Genomic DNA, 18,406 nt, shown 5'->3' with positions numbered 1-18,406 from the left:
CGACGCCGTCCTGCGCCAGAACCCGGAAGTCGGCGCCTACAATCAGACGATCTGATACCGAGCGGATGAAGTTCTGACCTGTTCGGAACTTCATCCGCGAAGGCGAGCCCGAACGGGCGTCGGCCGGTCAGGCCGCAACCCACGAAATTCGGACGAGTCCGAATTTCGTGGACTCGGTATGAGCTGTCGACGGATCTCTCTGCGGCGGTTCCGCAGCGATGCGAAGGGCGCGGAACCTCTCCGAGTGTTTCGTCGCGGCAACTCGCCATCACGAAACGGCGACGACGCGACGACACCCGCTGACATGTCTCGTCGCCTGCCCTAATTTCCTCTTTCCGCACCGTGCCGTTTCGGGACGATGACGACGACGAGGAGATGCCGAGGAATGACGAGCCGCAGCCGCGACGCCGACCGCCCCGAGACCCGCCTGATCGCGACCCGCCGCGCCGCCCTCCTCGGACTGCCGCTGTTCCTCGCCGGCTGCGCCGCCGGCGGCCGCATGCGGTCGATCCCCGGCTCCGGCGTCGGCTCCTTCGCCTTCGCCTCCCCCGCCGGCGACTGGCGCACCATCTACGCCGCACGCCGCGACAACGGCCGCGAGATCGAAGCGCTCGACATGTCGCGCATCGACCGCCAGTACCTGCGCCACACCGTCGCCTGGGCCGGCGACGAGGCGCCCGGCACCATCGTCGTCGACCCCTACGAGCGCTTCCTCTATCACGTCGAAAGCCGCGACCGGACGACCCGCTACGGCGTCGGTGTCGGTCGCGAGGGCTTCTCCTGGGCCGGACGCGCCCGTATCGGCGGCAAGTCCGGTCCGTGGCCGACCTGGACGCCGCCGCACGAGATGACGTTGCGCGACAAGGCCGCGGCGAAATGGGCCGGCGGCATGCCCGGCGGCCCCGACAACCCGCTCGGCGCCCGCGCCCTCTATCTCTTCCAGGGCAGCCGCGACACGCTCTACCGCATCCACGGCAACAACGACGAGACCAGCATCGGCAAGGCGGTGTCGTCGGGCTGCATCCGCATGCTCAACCACGACGTCGTCGATCTCTACGGCCGCGTCGGTGTCGGCACGCCGGTGATCGTGCTGGGCTGATCGTCCTCGGCCGAGCTTCGTGATGCGAAAGGGTAGCACCCCGGGTCTCCCTCCCCGGCGCCGCTCCGTACGTCCTCGATTCCGCTGCTTCGCTCACACCTCGACCGGCGCCACCAGCCGCCGGTAGAGGTGCCACGTGGTGTGGCCGAGGATCGGCAGCACCACGAAGAGCCCGACGAAGGCGGGGATGACCGCCACGAACATCAGCGCCGTGACGATCGCCGCCCAGGAGAGCATCGTCTTGGGATTGGCGATCACCGCCTTCACCGAGGTGATCATCGCGGTGATGAAGTCGACCTCGCGATCGAGCAGGATCGGGAACGACACCACCGTCAGCGTGAAGGCGACGAGCGACACGATCGCCCCGTCGAGGTGGACCAGCACCAGGAACAGGAAGCCCTCCGGCGTGCTCGTCGCCACGTGGAGGAATTCGGTCGCCGTGGTGAAGTTCTTCAGGCCCAGGCACAGCACCAGCAGAATGCGGACCTGATACATCCACATCAGGAAGATGAAGAGGGTGACGAAGGCCATCCAGCCGAGCTCGCGCCGGCTCTGGTCGAACATCGCCCCGAGGATGCCGCGCCACGCGAGCGGCAACCCCGCCTCTCGCCGCCGGCTGACTTCGTAACAGCCGACCGCCACGAAGGGGCCGAGGAGGGCGAAACCGGTGGCGAAGGGATAGGTCAGATAACCGATGCCGACGCCGAAGGTCAGCCACACCAGGAACAGCCCGCCGATCGCGTAGAAGCCGCCGAAGAACAAGCCGTAGAGCGGCGCGGCGCGGAAGTCGGCGAGCCCGGCGGCGAAGGCCTCGGCGATGTCGCGGCCGTCGATGTTGCGCACCTTCGGCTGGCGCCGGCGGTGTTCCTCCGCCGCTTCCGCGCTTCGGCCGGGATCGGTGGACATCGTGTTCGCGTCGCTCATGGTCGCCCCTCCGCTCGCGTCGGCCCCACGCGCGATCGTTTCCGACCGGGATGCGATCGTCCGAACGTCTGTTTGGATCGATTAGATCCGCGCGTCCGCACCATTTGCAAGGGGATTCACATAGTCGAAGGCGAGAACTCGGCCGTTTCTGCCACAATGTCGGGCGACGTCGCCTCCGGCGCGTCGACCTCGACCACGTCGACCGCCACGGCGAGGCCCTGCGAGCCGGCCGACAGGATGATGCCGGTCACCGGCGAGACGTCGGTGTAGTCGCGGCCGTGGCCGACGACGATGTGATCGGTGGCGACGGCGATGCCGTTGGTCGGATCGAAGCCGATCCAGCCGAGCTCGACGCCGCACCACACCTCGACCCAGGCGTGCATGGCATCCGCCCCGGCGAGCCTCGCTTCGCCCGGCGGCGGCACGGTCCTGAGATAGCCGCTGACATAGGCCGCCGGCAGGCCGAGACCGCGTAGGCCCGCGATCATCACATGGGCGAAGTCCTGGCACACGCCGCGCCGTTCCGAGAACGCTTTGGCGAGCGGCGTCGCCACGTCGGTGGCGTGGGGATCGTAGGCGAAGTCCGCGTGGATCCGCCGGGTCAGGTCGAGGGCGCCGGCGACGATCGACCGCCCGGGCGGAAACGACGACGCCGCCCAATCGGTCACCGGCGGGGTGAGCGGCACCCAGCGCGAGGGAAACAGGAAGTGGACCGGATCGTCGGGCGCCAGTGAGACGGAGCCGGCGGCGAGATCGCGGATCGTCTCGTGCGCCGGACTCGGGTCGGGGTCGAGCGACGGCGGCGGCGCCACCGTGACGCGGGCGGTGGCGCGGATGGTGAGGCGGCGATGCGACCGGCGGAAACCGACGCGGGTGACGTGGTTGCCCCAGAAGTCGAGCCCGTCGACGAGACCTGAGGCCGGAGGGTCGACCACCAGATCGGAGACGTGGACCCGCTGGCCGCGCCGCTCGATCGGGATCAGGCGCAACGCACAGTCGGCGAAGGGCACCGCCGCGCCCCAATCGTAGACCGTGACCTGGGTGACGTCGTAACGCATCGCCTCACTCGTCCGTCTCGTCGTCGGCGAGCGGCACGGTCCGCCCGAACCAATGCGCCGTCACCTGATCCGAGATCGCCATCAGTTCGATCTCGATCGCCTCGATGCGCGAGATGTCGAAGGCGCCGGCGTCGCTGGTCTCGAGCGTCGTGACGAGGCGTTGGGCCAGTCGTTCCGCCGGTTCCAGCAGGTCGCCCTCGCTGCGCCCGGTGAGCCGGGAGAGGTGTTCGACGATGCGCGCCACCTGATAGGCGACCGCCCGCGGATGACCCTCGTCGAGCAGCACCAGATCGAGCACCGGCCGCCGCGCCGGACCGGAGAGGTACCGGCTGTGATAGGTCACCCGCCCGTCGGCGAGGTCGAGCAGCAGATCGAGCGCCTCCGAGCCGGAATCCGGCCCGGTGAAGGTCCGCGCCGCTCGCGACAGGCCGATGCCGCGCTCGATCCGCCGCCCGAGATCGAAGAAGCGCCAGCCTTCGCGCCGGTTCATGGTGTCGTGGGCGAGACCGACGATGGCGGCGAGGGTTCTGAGCGCCCGCTCGATCTCGCCGAACACCGGCGCCGCTCGCCGTTCGTCGTCGCCGCGCAGCTTGGATTGCTCCTCGAGGTCGAGCAGCGCCCGCCAACAGTCGGGCGACAGGCGGTCGCGCACCACCGCCCCGGTCCGATGCGCCGCCGCCACCAGAGAGGCGACCGACCCCGGCATGGCGCCCCACAGCGCCGCCGTCGCGGTTTCTTCGACCCCCCGCGTCTCCGCCACCGCCCCCCAGCCGACGAGCTGCCTCCCGATCCGCCGGGCGAGGCCGCCGGAGGTTTCGGCGACGCCGTCGTCGCCGTGACCGGCCAGCGCCCGCAACAGGCGCAACGTCGTCTCCGCCCGCTCCAGATAGCGGCCCAACCAGAAGAGATTGTCGGCGACGCGCGCCGGCAGGATGCCGTTGTCGCGACGGATCTCCGCGGCTTCCGCATCGGGCACCAGCCGGGTCTCGGCGCGCGCCGGCGTGGCACCTCCGAGCACCCAGACGTCGGCGGAGCGACCGCCGCGCTGCATCGACAGGTTGCGCACGTCCTCGCGCTCGGAGATACGGGCGAGACCGCCCGGCATCACCGTCCAGCCGTTCGGCGTCCGCGCCGCGAAGATACGCACCGCGAAGGGGCGCGGCACGAGGCGGCCCTTCTCCCACACCGGCGCGGTGGAGAGACGCAGCGGTTCGCGCCCGACGAAATCGACGCCGCGGCGTTCGAGCAGGTTGGCGATGCGCCCCTTCTCCGCGGCGGAGAGACGCGAGCCGAGCACACCGGTCGAATCGAGCGTGCCGCGCAGCGACCGCCCGAAGGCCGGCGACAGCATCAGACGGTCGAGGTTCGCCGTCACGGTCCTGCGCGCCGCCGCCTCACCGCACCACCAGGTGGCGACGTTGGGAAGGCGCAGGTCCTCGCCGAGCAGACGCCGGGAAATCCCCGGCAGGTAGCCGGCGAGCGCCGGCGCTTCGACCAGGCCGGAGCCGAGCGCATTGGCGACGACGACGCGGCCGTGACGGACCGCCTCGACGAGCCCGGCCACACCGAGCCGCGACGACGGATCGAGTTCCAGGGGATCGGCCCAATCGGAGTCGATACGACGGACCAGCACGTCGACCGGCCGCGGTCCTTCGACGGTGCGCACCGCCACACCCTCGGGCGAGGCCACCAGATCGCTGCCCTCGACCAGCTGGAAGCCGAGGACCCGGGCGAGATAGGCGTGTTCGAAATAGGTCTCGTTCCACGGGCCGGGGGTCAGCAGCGCGATGCGCGGATCCTCGCGCCCGCTCGCCGCCGCGAGGCCGGATCGCATCGCCTGGAAGAACGGCCCCTGGCGCTCGACCCCGAGCGCGTCGAAGAACTCCGGCAACGCCCGCGACAGGGCGATCCGGTTCTCGATGGCGTAGCCGGCGCCCGACGGCGCCTGCGTGCGATCGGCGAGAACCCACCACCGCCCGTCCGGCGCCCGGCTGACGTCGGCCGCATAGAGATGGAGATGCGCCCCGCCCTTCGGCCGTAGACCGGCCAGCGGCGGCAGGAACTCCGGATTGCCGGCGACCAATGCCGCCGGCAGTACGCCTTCGCCGACGAGACGCCCCTCGCCCATCAGGTCGTCGAGGATCGCCTCGAACAGGCGGGCGCGTTGCAGGACGCCCTCCGCCAGCCCCGCCCAGTCGGCCGCGTCGATGACGATCGGCAGATGGGCGAGCGGCCAAGGCCGCTCCACTTCCGCCTCGTCGCCGTAGACGCGATAGACCACGCCCGATTCGGCGAGCCGCCGGTCGGCCTCGGCGAAGCGCCGCTCGAGTTGGCCGCGGCCGAGCGCCGCCAGCCGGCCGAGCAGATCCTTCCAGTGCGGCCGGAGGCGGCCGGTCGCATCGACCAACTCGTCGTGGACGCCCGGCACCGGGCGATAGCCGACGAGCAGCGGAGCGAGATCGCCGTCGATCTCACCCGTCCATCGCATCGCCAACTCGAGCTGCGTCGACGCCACCTCGCCCCCCGCGCGGTCCCCTTCCTCAGCCGCGAGTGGGCGGGCGTCGGAGGTCGAGTGTCAAGGGGTATTCCCCGGTTCTCTCCGGCTGCGGCACCACGACGAAGCCCGGCGTGTGTCCGTGGTCGATGAATCGGGCGAGACGACGCGCCTCCGCCTCGTAGGAATTGACCGGGAAGGTCTCGTAGTTGCGCCCTCCCGGATGGGCGACGTGATAGACGCAGCCGCCGATCGACCGGCCCGTCCACTTGTCGAGGATGTCGAAAGTGATCGGTGCCTGCGGCGGGATCGTCGGATGGAAGCCGGAGGCCGGCTGCCACGCCTTGAAGCGCACGCCCGCCACCGCCTCGCCGGTCACCCCGGTCGAGGTGAGCGGCACCGGCCGGCCATTGGCGGTGATCATGTGGCGCGTCGGGTTGAAACCCTCGACCTTGACCTGCAGGCGTTCGACCGAGGAGTCGACGAAACGCACCGTACCGCCGACCGCGCCCTCCTCGCCGGTGACGTGCCACGGCTCCAGCGCCTGACGGATCTCGAGCTTCACGCCGGCGTGCTCGACCGTGCCGTAATAGGGGAAGCGGAACTCGTATTGCGCCTTGAACCACAGCGGATCGAAGGCGTATCCGGCCCCCTTCAGGTCGTCGAGAACCCCGAGGAAATCCTCCCAGACGAAGTGGCCGAGCATGAAGCGATCGTGCAGCGCCGTGCCCCAACGCACGAACTCGCCCGACTGCGGCTCCCGCCACAGCCACGCGATCAGCGCCCTGAGGAGGAGTTGCTGGGCGAGCGACATGCGCGCATCCGGCGGCATCTCGAAGGAACGGAACTCGACCAGCCCGAGCCGGCCGGTCGGCCCGTCCGGCGAATAGAGCTTGTCGATGCAGATCTCGGTGCGATGTGTGTTGCCCGAGACGTCGACGAGGAGATTGCGGAACAGCCGGTCGACCAGCCACGGCGGCGGCGGCCATCCCTCACCCGGTGACGGCACCGAGGCCATGGCGATCTCGAGTTCGTAGAGCGTGTCGTGCCGGGCCTCGTCGATGCGCGGCGCCTGGGAGGTCGGGCCGATGAACAGGCCGGAGAAGAGATAGCTGAGCGAGGGATGGCGCTGCCAATAGAGCACCAGGCTCTTCAGGAGATCCGGCCGCCGCAGGAACGGACTGTCGGACGGCCAGCGCGAACCCACCACCACGTGGTTGCCGCCGCCGGTGCCGGTGTGGCGGCCGTCGACCATGAACTTCTCGGTGCCGAGCCGCGACCAGCGGGCCTCCTCGTAGAGCTTGGAGGTGATCTCGACGCACTCGCTCCACGACGCCGCCGGCTGGACGTTGACCTCGATGACGCCGGGATCGGGCGTGACCTTGATCACCTCGAGCCGCGGATCGAACGGCGGCGGATAGCCTTCGATGTGGACGGGCAGACGATGCGTCTCGGCCGCCGCCTCGACCGCCGCCAAGAGTTCGAGATAGTCGTCGAGCGTCTGCACCGGCGGCATGAACACGTTGAGGATGCCGTCGCGCGGCTCGATCGACAGCGCGGTGCGCACCTGATCGGCACCGATCTCCTCGACCCAGCGCTGGGTCACCCGCTGCGCCGGCCCCGAGCGACGGTAGACCTGGGCGAGGTCGTCCGGATCGGGCAGGTCCGGCCGCTCGACGAAGGGATCGAGTTCCATGATGTAGGGATAGCTCGCCGGCGGGATCCACGGCAGCGAGGCGATCGGCAGGCGATAGCCGACGGGGCTGTCACCGGGGATGAGGAACAGCTTGTCGCGCCGGAGCCGCCACTTCTCCGAATACCAACCCTGGCCGGCCCGGCTCTGCCAGCGCTGCACCGGCAGCACATGGCCGGTCGCGCTGGTCAGACCGCGGTCGAAGACGCGGGCCATGCGATGGCGATCCTCGGCGTTCTCCAGCTTGGAGTTCGACGGATCGGTGTTGACCGGCAGTTTCGCCTCCTGGACCATCCAGTGGGCCGGGTCTTCGTAGGCCGCCACGACGTAGTCGCCGCCGATGTCGAGCCGTTCGGCGATGCTCTCGGCGAGGATGCGCGACTGTTCGACCGTCGCGTCGCGGCCGCCGGCCTCCAGCGCCACCAGCGACGGGTCGCGCCAGATCGGCTTGCCGTCCTTGCGCCAGTAGAGCGCGAAGGCCCAGCGCGGCAGGCTCTCGCCCGGATACCACTTGCCCTGGCCGTAGTGCAGGAAGCCCCCCGGGGCGAAGCGGGTCCTGAGCCGACGGATCAGGTCGTCGGCGAGCGTCCGCTTGGTCGGCCCGACCGCGGCGGTGTTCCATTCCGCCGACTGATAATCGTCGATCGACACGAAGGTCGGCTCGCCACCCATGGTGAGCCGTACGTCGTTGCGGACGAGGTCTTCGTCGACGCGCTCACCCAGCGCGTCGAGCGCCGCCCAGGCGTCGTCGGAGAAGGGCGCGGTGACCCGCGGCTTCTCGGCGATGCGGTCGACCCGCATCCTGAAATCGAAGGTGACTTCCGCCGGATCGACCAGACCGGTGATCGGCGCCGCCGAGCGATAGTGCGGCGTGCCGCACAGCGGCAGGTGGCCCTCGCCGGCGAGGAGACCCGATGTCGGATCGAGACCGATCCAGCCGGCGCCCGGCAGATAGACCTCGGCCCAGGCGTGCAGATCGGTGAAGTCGTGATCGGTGCCCGACGGCCCGTCGAGCGATTTCACGTCCGGCCTCAGCTGGATCAGATAGCCCGAGACGAAACGCGCCGCGAGCCCGAGCCGCCGCAGGATCTGGACGAGCAGCCACGCCGTGTCGCGGCACGAGCCGGATTTCTTCTCCAGCGTCTCGTCCGGCTCCTGGACGCCCGGCTCCATGCGGATGACGTAGCGGATGTCCTGCGACAGGTGGCGATTGAGATCGACCAGGAAATTGACGGTGTTGGTCTCGTCGCGCGACAGCCCCGCCAGATAGGCCTCGAACAGCTCGCCCGTCGGCTCGGCCACGAGATAGGGCTTCAGTTCGTATTCGAGTTCCGGCTTGTAGGCGAAGGGGAACGTCTCGCCGTATTCCTCGACGAAGAAGTCGAACGGGTTGTAGACCGCCATTTCGGCGATGAGATCGACCTCGATGCGGAACTCCGTCGTCTTCTCCGGAAAGACGAACCGCGCCGCCCAGTTGCCGTGCGGATCCTGCTGCCAGTTGACGAAGTGGGTCTCCGGCGTCACCCGCAAAGAATAGCCGGTGACCCGGGTCCGGCAATGCGGCGCCGGCCGCAGCCGGATGATCTGCGGCCCGAGTTGGACCGGTCGATCGTAGGAATAGGCGGTGACGTGGTGCAGCGCGGTCTGGATGGCCAAGGGATGCCCCTGCTCACGAAATGAACTTTCACAGGTGAGCCTAAACCTTGTGCAGCGCAGCGCAAGACCATTGGTGCGGAACGCGGTTCGTCGTTCGACGTAGGCGCGGCGCGTGCAACGAAGAAGCCCCGGAACCTTGGGTTCCGGGGCTCGTGTAGTCTCGGATGAACGGGAGGCTCACGCCGACAGCCGGTCCAGCGCCGCGACGATGGCCGTGCCCATCTCGGTGGTCGAGACGGTGTTCTCGCCCGGCTTGGCGATGTCGGCGGTGCGGACGCCCGAGCCGAGCACGTCGGAGATCGCCTTGTCGAGCAGGTCGGCGGCGTCGCCGAGGCCGAGCGAATAGCGCAGCGCCATGGCGAAGGAGCCGATCATGGCGATCGGGTTGGCGAGGCCGCGGCCGGCGATGTCCGGGGCGGAGCCGTGCACCGGCTCGTAGAGCGACTTGCGCTTGCCCGTCGCCGCGTCCGGCGCGCCGAGCGAGGCCGACGGCAGCATGCCGAGCGAGCCGGTCAGCATGGCGGCCACGTCGGAGAGGATGTCGCCGAACAGGTTGTCGCAGACGATGACGTCGTACTGCTTCGGCCGGCGGACGAGCTGCATGGCGCAGTTGTCGGCGAGCACGTGCTCGAGCTCGACGTCGGCGTATTCCGCCGCGCCGACCTTCGACACCACCTGCTTCCACAGCACGCCGGACTTCATCACGTTGTGCTTCTCGGCCGAAGAGACCTTGTTGCGGCGGGTCTTGGCGAGGTCGAAGGCGACGCGAGCGATGCGCTCGATCTCGTGGGTGGTGTAGACCTGGGTGTCGACGGCGCGCTTCTCGCCGTTCTCCAGCGTCACGATCTCCTTCGGCTCGCCGAAATAGACGCCGCCGGTCAGCTCGCGCACGATCAGGATGTCGAGGCCCTCGACCAGCTCGGGCTTCAAGGACGAGGCAGAGGCGAGCGCCGGATAGCAGATCGCCGGGCGCAGGTTGGCGAACAGGCCGAGGTCCTTCCTGAGACGCAGCAGGCCGGCTTCGGGGCGCACCTCGTAGGGCACGTCCGCCCACTTCGGCCCACCGACCGCGCCGAACAGCACCGCGTCGGCCGCCTGGGCGAGCGCCATGTCGCTCTCCGAGATCGCCTTGCCGTGGGCGTCGTAGGCCGAACCGCCGACGAGGCCGCTCTCGGTCTCGAACTTGGCCACGCCCCGCTTCTCGAACCAGCCGAGCACCTCCTTCACCTGGATCATGATCTCCGGACCGATGCCGTCGCCGGGAAGAAGGAAGAGATTGAAGGAGGCCATGGGCGGAAATCCCGTTCGAAGTGACAAGGAGGCGCGCTCGCGCGGCCTCCCTTTACCAAGACGCGACTTCCTCGGCAACGACCGGCCGACCCGGCACGCCGCTCGCACCACGAGCGGGACAATCGCACCGGATGTTTCGAAAAGAGACACTTTCCGGACCAAGAAGACATCGATCGACGGAGAAGCCCATGTCCACCCTGACGAGCCGTTTCGATGCGAAACTCCTCGCCGTCGTGGCGATCGCCATGGTCATCGCGGTGGCCGGCTGGGAAGGCTGGCGGCTCACCGCCCGCGGCGCCCCGGTGAACGTCCCCAAGGTGGTGACCGACTTCGGCCACCAGAAGGTGATCTATCACCTGACCGAGAGCGGCGGTTACCTCGGCAGCAAGTACCGCAACTGGGTCGGCAACATGGAGAACCACTTCGCCGCGGTCGAGCCCGACCAACTCGATCTGGTGGTGGTGATGAACGGCGACGGCGTCGACCTGCTCACCTACGCCAAGGGCGACGAGAAGCTCGCCGCCCGCATCGACGCGTTGAAGGCCAAGGGCGCCCGCTTCCTCGTCTGCCGCAACACCCTGATCTCGCGCCGCATCGAGCCGGCCGACCTCCACGGCCTGAAGACCGAAGATCTGATCGGCGCCGGTGTCGCCCAGATCGCCCTGCTGGAGCGCCAGGGTTACGGCTATCTGAAGCCCTGAGACGAGGCCGGGCGCGACCGCCGCCGCGACGAGGGGGACGCCCTCCGTCGGCGTCAGCCGGTCTCGCCGGTCTCCAACCGATCCCAGCTGCCGGTCGCCTCGTCGAGCACGTGCAACTCGCCGAGGCCGATGTCGAACCACACCCCGTGGAGCTTCAGCCGCCCGAGCATCTCCAGCGCCCGCACGCAGGGAAACGTCCTGAGGTTCTCCAACGAATTGGCGATCGACAGGTGTTCGAGCCGATGCTGGCGCTCCGACGGCTCGGCGATGTCCTCGCAACGGCAGGCCTCGACCGGCTTCTCCAGCAGCGAGATCCACTTGCCGATGAAGTCGCCGGGCGACAGCGGCGAGCCGCCCTCCTTCAGCGCCGCGGCGATGCCACCGCACCGGCCGTGGCCCATCACCACGACGTGCTCGACCTCGAGCCCCATCAATCCGAATTCGAGCGCCGCCGAGGTGCCGTGATACTCGCCGTCGGGCGCATAGGGCGGCACCAGGTTGGCGACGTTGCGCACCACGAAGAGTTCACCCGGCGAGGAGTCGAAGATCAGCTCCGGCGCGGCGCGGCTGTCGCAACAGGCGACGACCATCACCTTCGGCCGTTGGCCGGTCTCCGCCAGGAGGCGATAGCGATCGTTCTCCGACTGATAGCGGCCGGAACGGAAGGCGGCGTAACCCTTCAACAGGCGGTCGGGAAGCATGTGGGTCTCTCTCGGTCACGAGGGGGTCACGGGGCCAGTGCCGCCAGGGCGGCGAGATCGACGTTGCCGCCGCACACCAGAACGCCGACGCGTTCGCCCCGCGCCGGCCGATAGGCGCCGGAAAGGAGCGCGGCGAGCGCCGCCGCACCTCCCGGTTCGGCGGCGATGCGCAGGCTCTTCCACAACCGCCGTTGCGCCTCGACGATAGCGCTGTCGGGCACCAGCACCGACTGGTCGACATGGGTCGAGGCGATCATGTGGACGAGGTCGCCGACCCGCTTGGCGCCGAGACTGTCGACGGCGATCGATTCCACCTCGACGTCGACCGGCCGCCCGGCGGCGAGCGCCGCATGAAGGGCCGAGGAGCCGCGCGGCTCGACCGCCACCACCTTGGTCCGCCCGGCGAACCACAGCGCGATCCCGGCGACGAGGCCGCCGCCCCCGGCGGCGACCAGAACCGTGTCGAGGCCGTCCGCGGCGTCCTCCTCCCACTCGAGCCCGACGCTGCCCTGGGCGGCGATCGTATAGGGGCTGTCGTAGGGGTGGACGACGAGGGCGCCGCTCTCGCGGGCGTAGGCCTCCGACAACAGCGCCGCATCGGCGTAGCGCTCACCCGCCACCACCACCTCGGCGCCGTAGGAACGGATGCGATCGACCTTCACCGGGCTCGACACCGTCGGCACGAAGATGCGGGCGCGATGCCCGAGACAGGCCGCCGCATAGGCCACCGCCGCCCCGTGATTGCCGCCCGAAGCCGCGGTCACCCCGGTCTTCGGCACCTGACGGGCGAGAAGATTGTTGAAGGCGCCGCGGCTCTTGAACGAGCCGGTGTGCTGGAACAGTTCGAGCTTGAGGCTCACCGGTTCGGCGAGACCGAAGGCCGCGCCCTCGACGCTCATCACCGGTGTGTGGCGCACGTGCGGGCGGATACGGGCGAGAGCCGCTTCGACGGCGGACGGACTGAGCGCTTCGGCCAATCTCGACACCTCCCTGTCTCGCCATCACGGCGATGCGCCTTTCGCATATCGGATCCCGATCGCTTCGCCAAGACCGCGCCGCGTCGCGAAATCGCAATGCAACATTCCACGCCACCGACGAACACCGACAACACGACCGGATACCGCGGTTTTCGCGACGGCCGGCCGATCGATGGACGGATCACTTGCTGCGGAATTTATGCTGCATTGCAGCAAACCCCTTTCGCTCCCGCCTCGCAAAGGTTATCTAGGAAAGGATTTTCGGCCGCCCACCGCCACCCGGAGCGGGACGAGCCGAGATCTTCGGAGACGCTCGCATGCCCCTGCGCCTGCTCCAACCGCTACTCGGAACCACCTCGCTCGGCATGGCCGGCGTGTGGGAAGCGATGGGCGAGATCGCCCGCCTGTCGCCGATGGTGATCGCGCTCAGGACCGACGCGGCGCTCGCCGCGCTCGCCGATCCGAAGTCGGCGCCGGCCGGCGAACCGGTGCGGATGGTCGCCGAGAAGTTCGACGCGCTGGCCCAGAGCACCGTCGCCGCCACGCTCGAGGCGGGCCTCACCGTCGGCCGCAGCATGACCGAACGGCGTCTGCCGGTCGACGCCGCCTTCCGCGTCGCCACCGCCGCGCTCGAGCCGATCCGCGGCCGCCTGCGCGACAACGTCCGCCGCCTCGGCGCCGGCCGCATCGAGCCCGGCACCGGCGGCGAATGAGCCCCGCCGCGCACCGTAGACCGCGAATTCACCCGCCGCGGCCGCTCGCCGAAGCGCCCCATACGACCCCGGGCGGCGAGACGCCCCATACGACCCTCGGCGGCGAGCCGCCCCAATCGACCCCCGGCGGCGAAGCCGCTCCATACGACCGAAGTCGCAGAGCCGTCGCTTTGACTTCCCCCCACCCGATCGCTACCTCCCTTGCCGACCGAAACTGCCGCGAACGGCGCTCGGTCGTCCGGGGTTGAGAGAGGGTCGCGCCCCATGTCGCAGAGCGAGGACGAGAGCCGTACCGTCGTCGGGCGCTATCAGGCGCTGGTCGACACGCGCGCCATCGCCTACGACCCGCTCCAGGCCGAACTCGCCCGCCGCCTCGACGACCTCGATCGCGCCCTCGCCCAGTCCGATCTCGCCGCCAAGGGCTCGGCCCTCGGCTGGTTGTTCGGCCGTCGCGCGCCGAAACGCGAGACGCTGCGCGGTCTCTACGTCCACGGCGCCGTCGGCCGCGGCAAGACCATGTTGATGGATCTGTTCTTCGAGTGCTCGACGGTCGCGCGCAAGCGCCGGGCGCATTTCCACGCCTTCATGGCCGACACCCAGGACCGTATCCATCGCGCCCGCCGCGCCATCCTCGACGGCCGGCGCCAGGGCAACGATCCGATCGCCCCCGTCGCCGAAGAGATCGCCGCCGAGACGCGCCTGCTCTGCTTCGACGAGTTCGCCGTCTACGACATCGCCGACGCGATGATCCTCGGCCGGCTGTTCCAGAAGCTCTTCGAACTCGGCGTGGTGGTGGTCGCCACTTCCAACGTGGCGCCGCAGCGCCTCTACTGGGGCGGCCTCAACCGCGCCCTGTTCCTGCCCTTCGTCGACCTCCTCGGCCGCCACACCGACGTCTTCGAACTCCTCTCGCCCAACGACTACCGCCTGACCAAGACGGAAGGCGACGAGGTCTGGCGCATGCCGCTCGGCGCCGTCACCGACGCGGCGATGGAGGAGGAGTGGTTCCGCCTCACCGGCCACCGTCCGACCCCGCCCGAGGCCATTCCCTTCCGCGGCCGCGCCATCGACATTCCCGCCGCCGCCGCCGGCCACGCCCGCTTCCACTTCCGCGACCTGTGCGACAAACCGCTGTCCGCCGCCGACTTCGTCCAGATCGCTCGCCGTTACCACACGGTGATGATCGAGGGCGTGCCGGTGCTCGGCCCCGACCGGCGCAATGCCGTGAAGCGACTGATCAACCTCGTCGACGCCCTCTACGACTGCCGGGTCAAGATCGTCGTCTCTGCCGCCGCCGAGCCGGCGGCGCTGTGGACCGACACCGACGGTACCGAGAGTTTCGAGTTCGCCCGCACCGTCTCCCGCCTCACCGAGATGCGCTCGCACGAATACGCCCGGACCCTCCACGGCACCGGCGACGGCGCCCTCGCCCACGACGAACCGGACACGTCGGAGGAAGATCCGGACGATGCGGTGCGGCAAGCGTCCGACACATGAAATCTCTTGCGAATTTGCGCGGAAAATGCCGTTTTTCTTAGCCTTTTTGCGATGCGAAATAAACCTTCGGCCGACTTGCACCCCCGTCCGGAACGGAGTATCGAACCGCACGACAGGATGTCGCACCGACCTCCAATTGACGTGAAGGGAAACCTCTGAAATGGCGCGTAAGAAGATCGCCCTCATCGGCGCGGGTCAGATCGGTGGCACGCTCGCTCATCTCGCCGGTCTCAAGGAACTCGGCGACATCGTGCTGTTCGACATCGTCGACGGCGTTCCGCAGGGCAAGGCCCTCGACATCGCCGAGTCCTCCCCCGTCGACGGCTTCGACGCCGGCTTCTCCGGCGCCTCTTCCTACGAGGCCATCGCCGGCGCCGACGTCATCATCGTCACCGCCGGTGTGCCGCGTAAGCCCGGCATGAGCCGCGACGACCTGCTCGGCATCAACCTCTCCGTCATGGAGAAGGTCGGCGCCGGCATCAAGGAATTCGCCCCGAACGCCTTCGTCATCTGCATCACCAACCCGCTCGACGCGATGGTGTGGGCGCTGCAGAAGTTCTCCGGCCTGCCGGCGAACAAGGTGGTCGGCATGGCCGGCGTGCTCGACAGCGCCCGCTTCCGCTACTTCCTCGCCGAAGAGACCGGCGTCTCCGTCAAGGACGTCCATGCCATGACCCTCGGCGGCCACGGCGACGACATGGTCCCGCTGGTGCGCTACTCGACCGTCGGCGGCGTGCCGCTGCCGGAACTGGTCAAGATGGGCTGGCTCACCCAGGAGAAGCTCGACGCCATCGTCGACCGCACCCGCAAGGGCGGCGCCGAGATCGTCGGCCTGCTGAAGACCGGTTCGGCCTATTACGCCCCGGCCGCTTCCGCCATCGCCATGGCCGAGTCCTACCTCAAGGACCAGAAGCGCATCCTGCCGGTCGCCGCCGAGCTGAACGGCGAGTACGGCCAGAAGAACCTCTACGTCGGCGTCCCCGCGCTGATCGGCTCGAACGGTGTCGAGAAGATCGTCGAGGTCTCCTTCGACGCCGCCGAGCAGGCGATGTTCGACAAGTCGGTCGCCGCGGTGACCGGCCTGATCGACGCCTGCAAGAAGATCCAGCCGGCGCTCGCCTGAGCCGCCGAAGCGAATGCATCCACGGCGAGCGCCGCATGACGGTGCTCGCCGGTTCGATCGAACGATGCGCGTGAGCGGGCCCAGATCCGCCACGTCCTCTCGGTGGGCCTCTCTCTCCGAGACGGTACTTTCCGCATCCCGGCCGCGACCGGACCCGGACCCGGGTTCGGCCGCGCAGCGGTTCCGGCAACCTCAGAAACCGAATTCTCGAGGCGAGACAGGGCGATGAACATCCACGAATACCAGGCGAAGGCGGTCCTTCGCGAGTACGGCGCTCCGGTGTCGCGCGGCATTCCGGCCTTCACGCCGGCCGAGGCCCGCAAGGCGGCGGAAGATCTCGGCGGCCCGCTGTGGGTCGTCAAGTCGCAGATCCACGCCGGCGGTCGCGGCAAGGGCAAGTTCAAGGAACTGCCGGCCGACGCCAAAGGCGGCGTGCGTCTCGCCAAGTCGGTGGCCGAAGTCGAGGCCTTCGCCGCGGAGATGCTCGGCAACACCCTCGTCACCGTGCAGACCGGCCCGGCCGGCAAGCAGGTGAACCGCCTCTACATCGAGGACGGCTCCGACATCGAGCGTGAGCTCTATCTCTCCGCCCTGATCGATCGCGCCACCGGCTCGGTCGGTTTCGTCGTCTCGACCGAAGGCGGCATGGACATCGAGGCGGTCGCCCACGACACGCCCGAGAAGATCCACACCTTCCACGTCGACCCGGCCGCCGGCTTCCAGCCCTACGTCGGCCGCAACATCGCCTATGCGCTGCAACTGACCGGCGCTCAGGTCAAGCAGTGCGTCAAGCTGGTCGCCGATCTCTATCGCGCCTTCGTCGAGAAGGACATGGCGATGCTGGAGATCAACCCGCTGATCGTCACCAAGCAGGGCGACCTCAAGGTCCTCGATGCCAAGGTGAACTTCGACTCCAACGCGCTCTTCCGTCATCCCGACATCGTCGCGCTCCGCGACGAGACCGAAGAGGACGCCAAGGAGATCGAAGCCTCCAAGTTCGACCTCGCCTACATCGCCCTCGACGGCACCATCGGCTGCATGGTCAACGGCGCCGGCCTCGCCATGGCGACCCTCGACATCATCCAGCTCTACGGCGAGAGCCCGGCCAACTTCCTCGACGTCGGTGGCGGCGCTTCGGAAGAGAAGGTGACCGCCGCGTTCAAGATCATCACCTCCGATCCGAACGTGAAGGGCATCCTGGTCAACATCTTCGGCGGCATCATGAAGTGCGACATCATCGCGCGCGGCGTGCTCGCGGCGGTGAAGGCGGTCGGCCTGCAGGTCCCGCTGGTCGTTCGTCTGACCGGCACCAACGAAGAACTGGGCAAGCAGATCATCCGCGAGTCCGGTCTCAACGTCATCCCGGCCGACAACCTGGACGACGCGGCCCAGAAGATCGTCAAGGCCGTGCGGGGAGCTTGATCAGATGTCCATTCTCGTCGACAAGAACACCAAGGTCATCTGCCAGGGCTTCACCGGCGCGCAGGGCACCTTCCACTCCGAGCAGGCGATCGCCTACGGCACCCAGGTCGTCGGCGGCGTGACCCCCGGCAAGGGCGGCACCTGGCACATCGACCTGCCGGTCTACGACACCGTCTGGCAGGCCAAGGCCGCCACCGGCGCCAACGCCACCTCGATCTACGTGCCGCCGCCCTTCGCCGCCGACGCCATTCTCGAGGCGATCGACGCCGAGATGGAACTGATCGTCTGCATCACCGAGGGCATCCCGGTGCTCGACATGGTCAAGGTCGGCAAGGCGCTCAAGGGCTCCAAGTCGCGCCTCATCGGCCCCAACTGCCCCGGCGTCCTGACCCCGGACGAGTGCAAGATCGGCATCATGCCGGGCCACATCTTCAAGCGTGGCACCGTCGGCATCCTGTCGCGCTCCGGCACCCTCACCTACGAGGCGGTCAAGCAGACCTCCGACGTCGGCCTCGGCCAGACCACCGCCGTCGGCATCGGCGGTGACCCGGTCAAGGGCACCGAGTTCATCGACATGCTCGACATGTTCCTGAAGGACCCGGAGACCGAGTCGATCATCATGATCGGCGAGATCGGCGGTTCGGCCGAGGAAGAGGCGGCGGAGTTCCTCGCCTCCCACGCCATCAAGAAGCCGATGGCCGGCTTCATCGCCGGTGTGTCGGCCCCTCCGGGCCGCCGCATGGGCCACGCCGGCGCCATCGTGTCGGGCGGCAAGGGCGACGCCAAGTCGAAGATGGCCGCCATGGCCAAGGCCGGCGTCCACGTCTCCCCGTCGCCGGCTCGTCTCGGCGAAACCCTGCTCGAAGCCATCAAGGCCTTCGGCAAGTGAGTTCGACGAGGGGAGCGGCGACGCTCCCCTCGTCCTTCGTCCCCGGACGAACGACGATCGGCTCCGACTTTCCCCGTGGGCTCGCCCCCACGGACCCGACGGCCGGAGCCGAGACGACATCCCGAGCGAGTTCGAAACCGCGGTCCGTGACGATCACGAATCGGTTCGA

Annotated in this window: 14 protein-coding genes; 7 read left to right on the top strand and 7 right to left on the bottom strand. The window is 68.8% G+C overall.

Annotated elements, in window-relative coordinates:
• The first annotated feature begins 385 nt into the window (after positions 1-385).
• Positions 386-1,099 carry a L,D-transpeptidase gene (locus V7Q42_RS16840; protein WP_333825267.1) on the top strand — a complete coding sequence of 238 codons (714 nt, stop codon included), beginning with the start codon at positions 386-388 and terminating at the stop codon, positions 1,097-1,099.
• 93 nt (positions 1,100-1,192) lie between these two features.
• Here V7Q42_RS16840 and V7Q42_RS16835 read toward each other — a convergent pair whose 3' ends face one another.
• The 5 genes from V7Q42_RS16835 to leuB form a co-directional block, all read right to left on the bottom strand.
• Positions 1,193-2,005, bottom strand: a complete 813-nt coding sequence (locus tag V7Q42_RS16835) for a DUF2189 domain-containing protein (RefSeq protein ID WP_442958221.1) — start codon at positions 2,003-2,005, stop codon at positions 1,193-1,195.
• Positions 2,006-2,139: 134 nt separating this feature from the next.
• Entirely contained in the window at positions 2,140-3,081 is a 942-nt protein-coding gene (locus tag V7Q42_RS16830) for a transglutaminase family protein (RefSeq protein ID WP_333825265.1), read from the bottom strand.
• Between the two features lie 4 nt (positions 3,082-3,085).
• Positions 3,086-5,596, bottom strand: a complete 2,511-nt coding sequence (locus V7Q42_RS16825) for a circularly permuted type 2 ATP-grasp protein (RefSeq protein ID WP_333825264.1) — start codon at positions 5,594-5,596, stop codon at positions 3,086-3,088.
• Positions 5,597-5,621: 25 nt separating this feature from the next.
• On the bottom strand, positions 5,622-8,924 hold the full coding sequence (locus V7Q42_RS16820; protein WP_333825263.1) for a transglutaminase family protein: 3,303 nt from the start codon (positions 8,922-8,924) through the stop codon (positions 5,622-5,624).
• Between the two features lie 177 nt (positions 8,925-9,101).
• Positions 9,102-10,214: a 3-isopropylmalate dehydrogenase gene (leuB, locus tag V7Q42_RS16815; protein WP_333825262.1), complete on the bottom strand. Its 1,113-nt coding sequence runs from the start codon at positions 10,212-10,214 to the stop codon at positions 9,102-9,104.
• A 188-nt stretch (positions 10,215-10,402) separates the two neighbouring features.
• Between leuB and V7Q42_RS16810 the strand changes: the two genes are divergently transcribed.
• Positions 10,403-10,915 (top strand): DsrE family protein, encoded by a 513-nt coding sequence (locus V7Q42_RS16810; protein WP_333825261.1) that lies wholly within the window; start codon positions 10,403-10,405, stop codon positions 10,913-10,915.
• A 53-nt stretch (positions 10,916-10,968) separates the two neighbouring features.
• Here the strand turns inward: V7Q42_RS16810 and V7Q42_RS16805 are convergent, their stop codons facing one another.
• Together V7Q42_RS16805 and V7Q42_RS16800 are read right to left on the bottom strand one after the other, a co-directional pair.
• Positions 10,969-11,616 carry a carbonic anhydrase gene (locus V7Q42_RS16805; protein WP_333825260.1) on the bottom strand — a complete coding sequence of 216 codons (648 nt, stop codon included), beginning with the start codon at positions 11,614-11,616 and terminating at the stop codon, positions 10,969-10,971.
• Between the two features lie 26 nt (positions 11,617-11,642).
• Positions 11,643-12,593 carry a threonine/serine dehydratase gene (locus V7Q42_RS16800; RefSeq protein ID WP_333825259.1) on the bottom strand — a complete coding sequence of 317 codons (951 nt, stop codon included), beginning with the start codon at positions 12,591-12,593 and terminating at the stop codon, positions 11,643-11,645.
• A gap of 317 nt (positions 12,594-12,910) precedes the next feature.
• On the opposite strand from V7Q42_RS16800, the gene V7Q42_RS16795 reads away from it, so the two are divergent.
• From V7Q42_RS16795 to sucD, 5 genes are all read left to right on the top strand, one after another.
• On the top strand, positions 12,911-13,306 hold the full coding sequence (locus tag V7Q42_RS16795; protein ID WP_333825258.1) for a hypothetical protein: 396 nt from the start codon (positions 12,911-12,913) through the stop codon (positions 13,304-13,306).
• A 264-nt stretch (positions 13,307-13,570) separates the two neighbouring features.
• Complete coding sequence (gene zapE / locus V7Q42_RS16790; RefSeq protein ID WP_333825257.1) at positions 13,571-14,803, top strand: cell division protein ZapE; 1,233 nt, start codon at positions 13,571-13,573, stop codon at positions 14,801-14,803.
• Positions 14,804-14,963: 160 nt separating this feature from the next.
• Positions 14,964-15,926, top strand: a complete 963-nt coding sequence (gene mdh / locus V7Q42_RS16785; RefSeq protein ID WP_333825256.1) for a malate dehydrogenase — start codon at positions 14,964-14,966, stop codon at positions 15,924-15,926.
• A 225-nt stretch (positions 15,927-16,151) separates the two neighbouring features.
• A complete protein-coding gene (gene sucC / locus V7Q42_RS16780; RefSeq protein WP_333825255.1) occupies positions 16,152-17,348 on the top strand; it encodes an ADP-forming succinate--CoA ligase subunit beta in 1,197 nt (398 codons plus the stop codon).
• A gap of 4 nt (positions 17,349-17,352) precedes the next feature.
• Positions 17,353-18,237 carry a succinate--CoA ligase subunit alpha gene (sucD, locus tag V7Q42_RS16775; RefSeq protein WP_333825254.1) on the top strand — a complete coding sequence of 295 codons (885 nt, stop codon included), beginning with the start codon at positions 17,353-17,355 and terminating at the stop codon, positions 18,235-18,237.
• Positions 18,238-18,406: the final 169 nt, after the last annotated feature.

The organism is Pinisolibacter sp. (assembly GCF_036782435.1).
Lineage (GTDB): Bacteria > Pseudomonadota > Alphaproteobacteria > Rhizobiales > Ancalomicrobiaceae > CALBKH01.
Note: the sequence above shows the minus strand (reverse complement) of the source record. Positions and strands in the feature narration are given on the sequence as shown.

What these genes read in the sequence shown, in the direction of transcription:
- V7Q42_RS16805 (WP_333825260.1), bottom strand. Translation starts at nt 11,616, where the DNA reads ATGCTTCCCGACCGCCTGTTGAAGGGTTACGCCGCCTTCCGTTCCGGC.
- V7Q42_RS16810 (WP_333825261.1), top strand. Translation starts at nt 10,403, where the DNA reads ATGTCCACCCTGACGAGCCGTTTCGATGCGAAACTCCTCGCCGTCGTG.
- sucC (WP_333825255.1), top strand. Translation starts at nt 16,152, where the DNA reads ATGAACATCCACGAATACCAGGCGAAGGCGGTCCTTCGCGAGTACGGC.
- leuB (WP_333825262.1), bottom strand. Translation starts at nt 10,214, where the DNA reads ATGGCCTCCTTCAATCTCTTCCTTCTTCCCGGCGACGGCATCGGTCCG.
- sucD (WP_333825254.1), top strand. Translation starts at nt 17,353, where the DNA reads ATGTCCATTCTCGTCGACAAGAACACCAAGGTCATCTGCCAGGGCTTC.
- mdh (WP_333825256.1), top strand. Translation starts at nt 14,964, where the DNA reads ATGGCGCGTAAGAAGATCGCCCTCATCGGCGCGGGTCAGATCGGTGGC.
- V7Q42_RS16840 (WP_333825267.1), top strand. Translation starts at nt 386, where the DNA reads ATGACGAGCCGCAGCCGCGACGCCGACCGCCCCGAGACCCGCCTGATC.
- V7Q42_RS16830 (WP_333825265.1), bottom strand. Translation starts at nt 3,081, where the DNA reads ATGCGTTACGACGTCACCCAGGTCACGGTCTACGATTGGGGCGCGGCG.
- V7Q42_RS16835 (WP_442958221.1), bottom strand. Translation starts at nt 2,005, where the DNA reads ATGTCCACCGATCCCGGCCGAAGCGCGGAAGCGGCGGAGGAACACCGC.
- V7Q42_RS16795 (WP_333825258.1), top strand. Translation starts at nt 12,911, where the DNA reads ATGCCCCTGCGCCTGCTCCAACCGCTACTCGGAACCACCTCGCTCGGC.
- zapE (WP_333825257.1), top strand. Translation starts at nt 13,571, where the DNA reads ATGTCGCAGAGCGAGGACGAGAGCCGTACCGTCGTCGGGCGCTATCAG.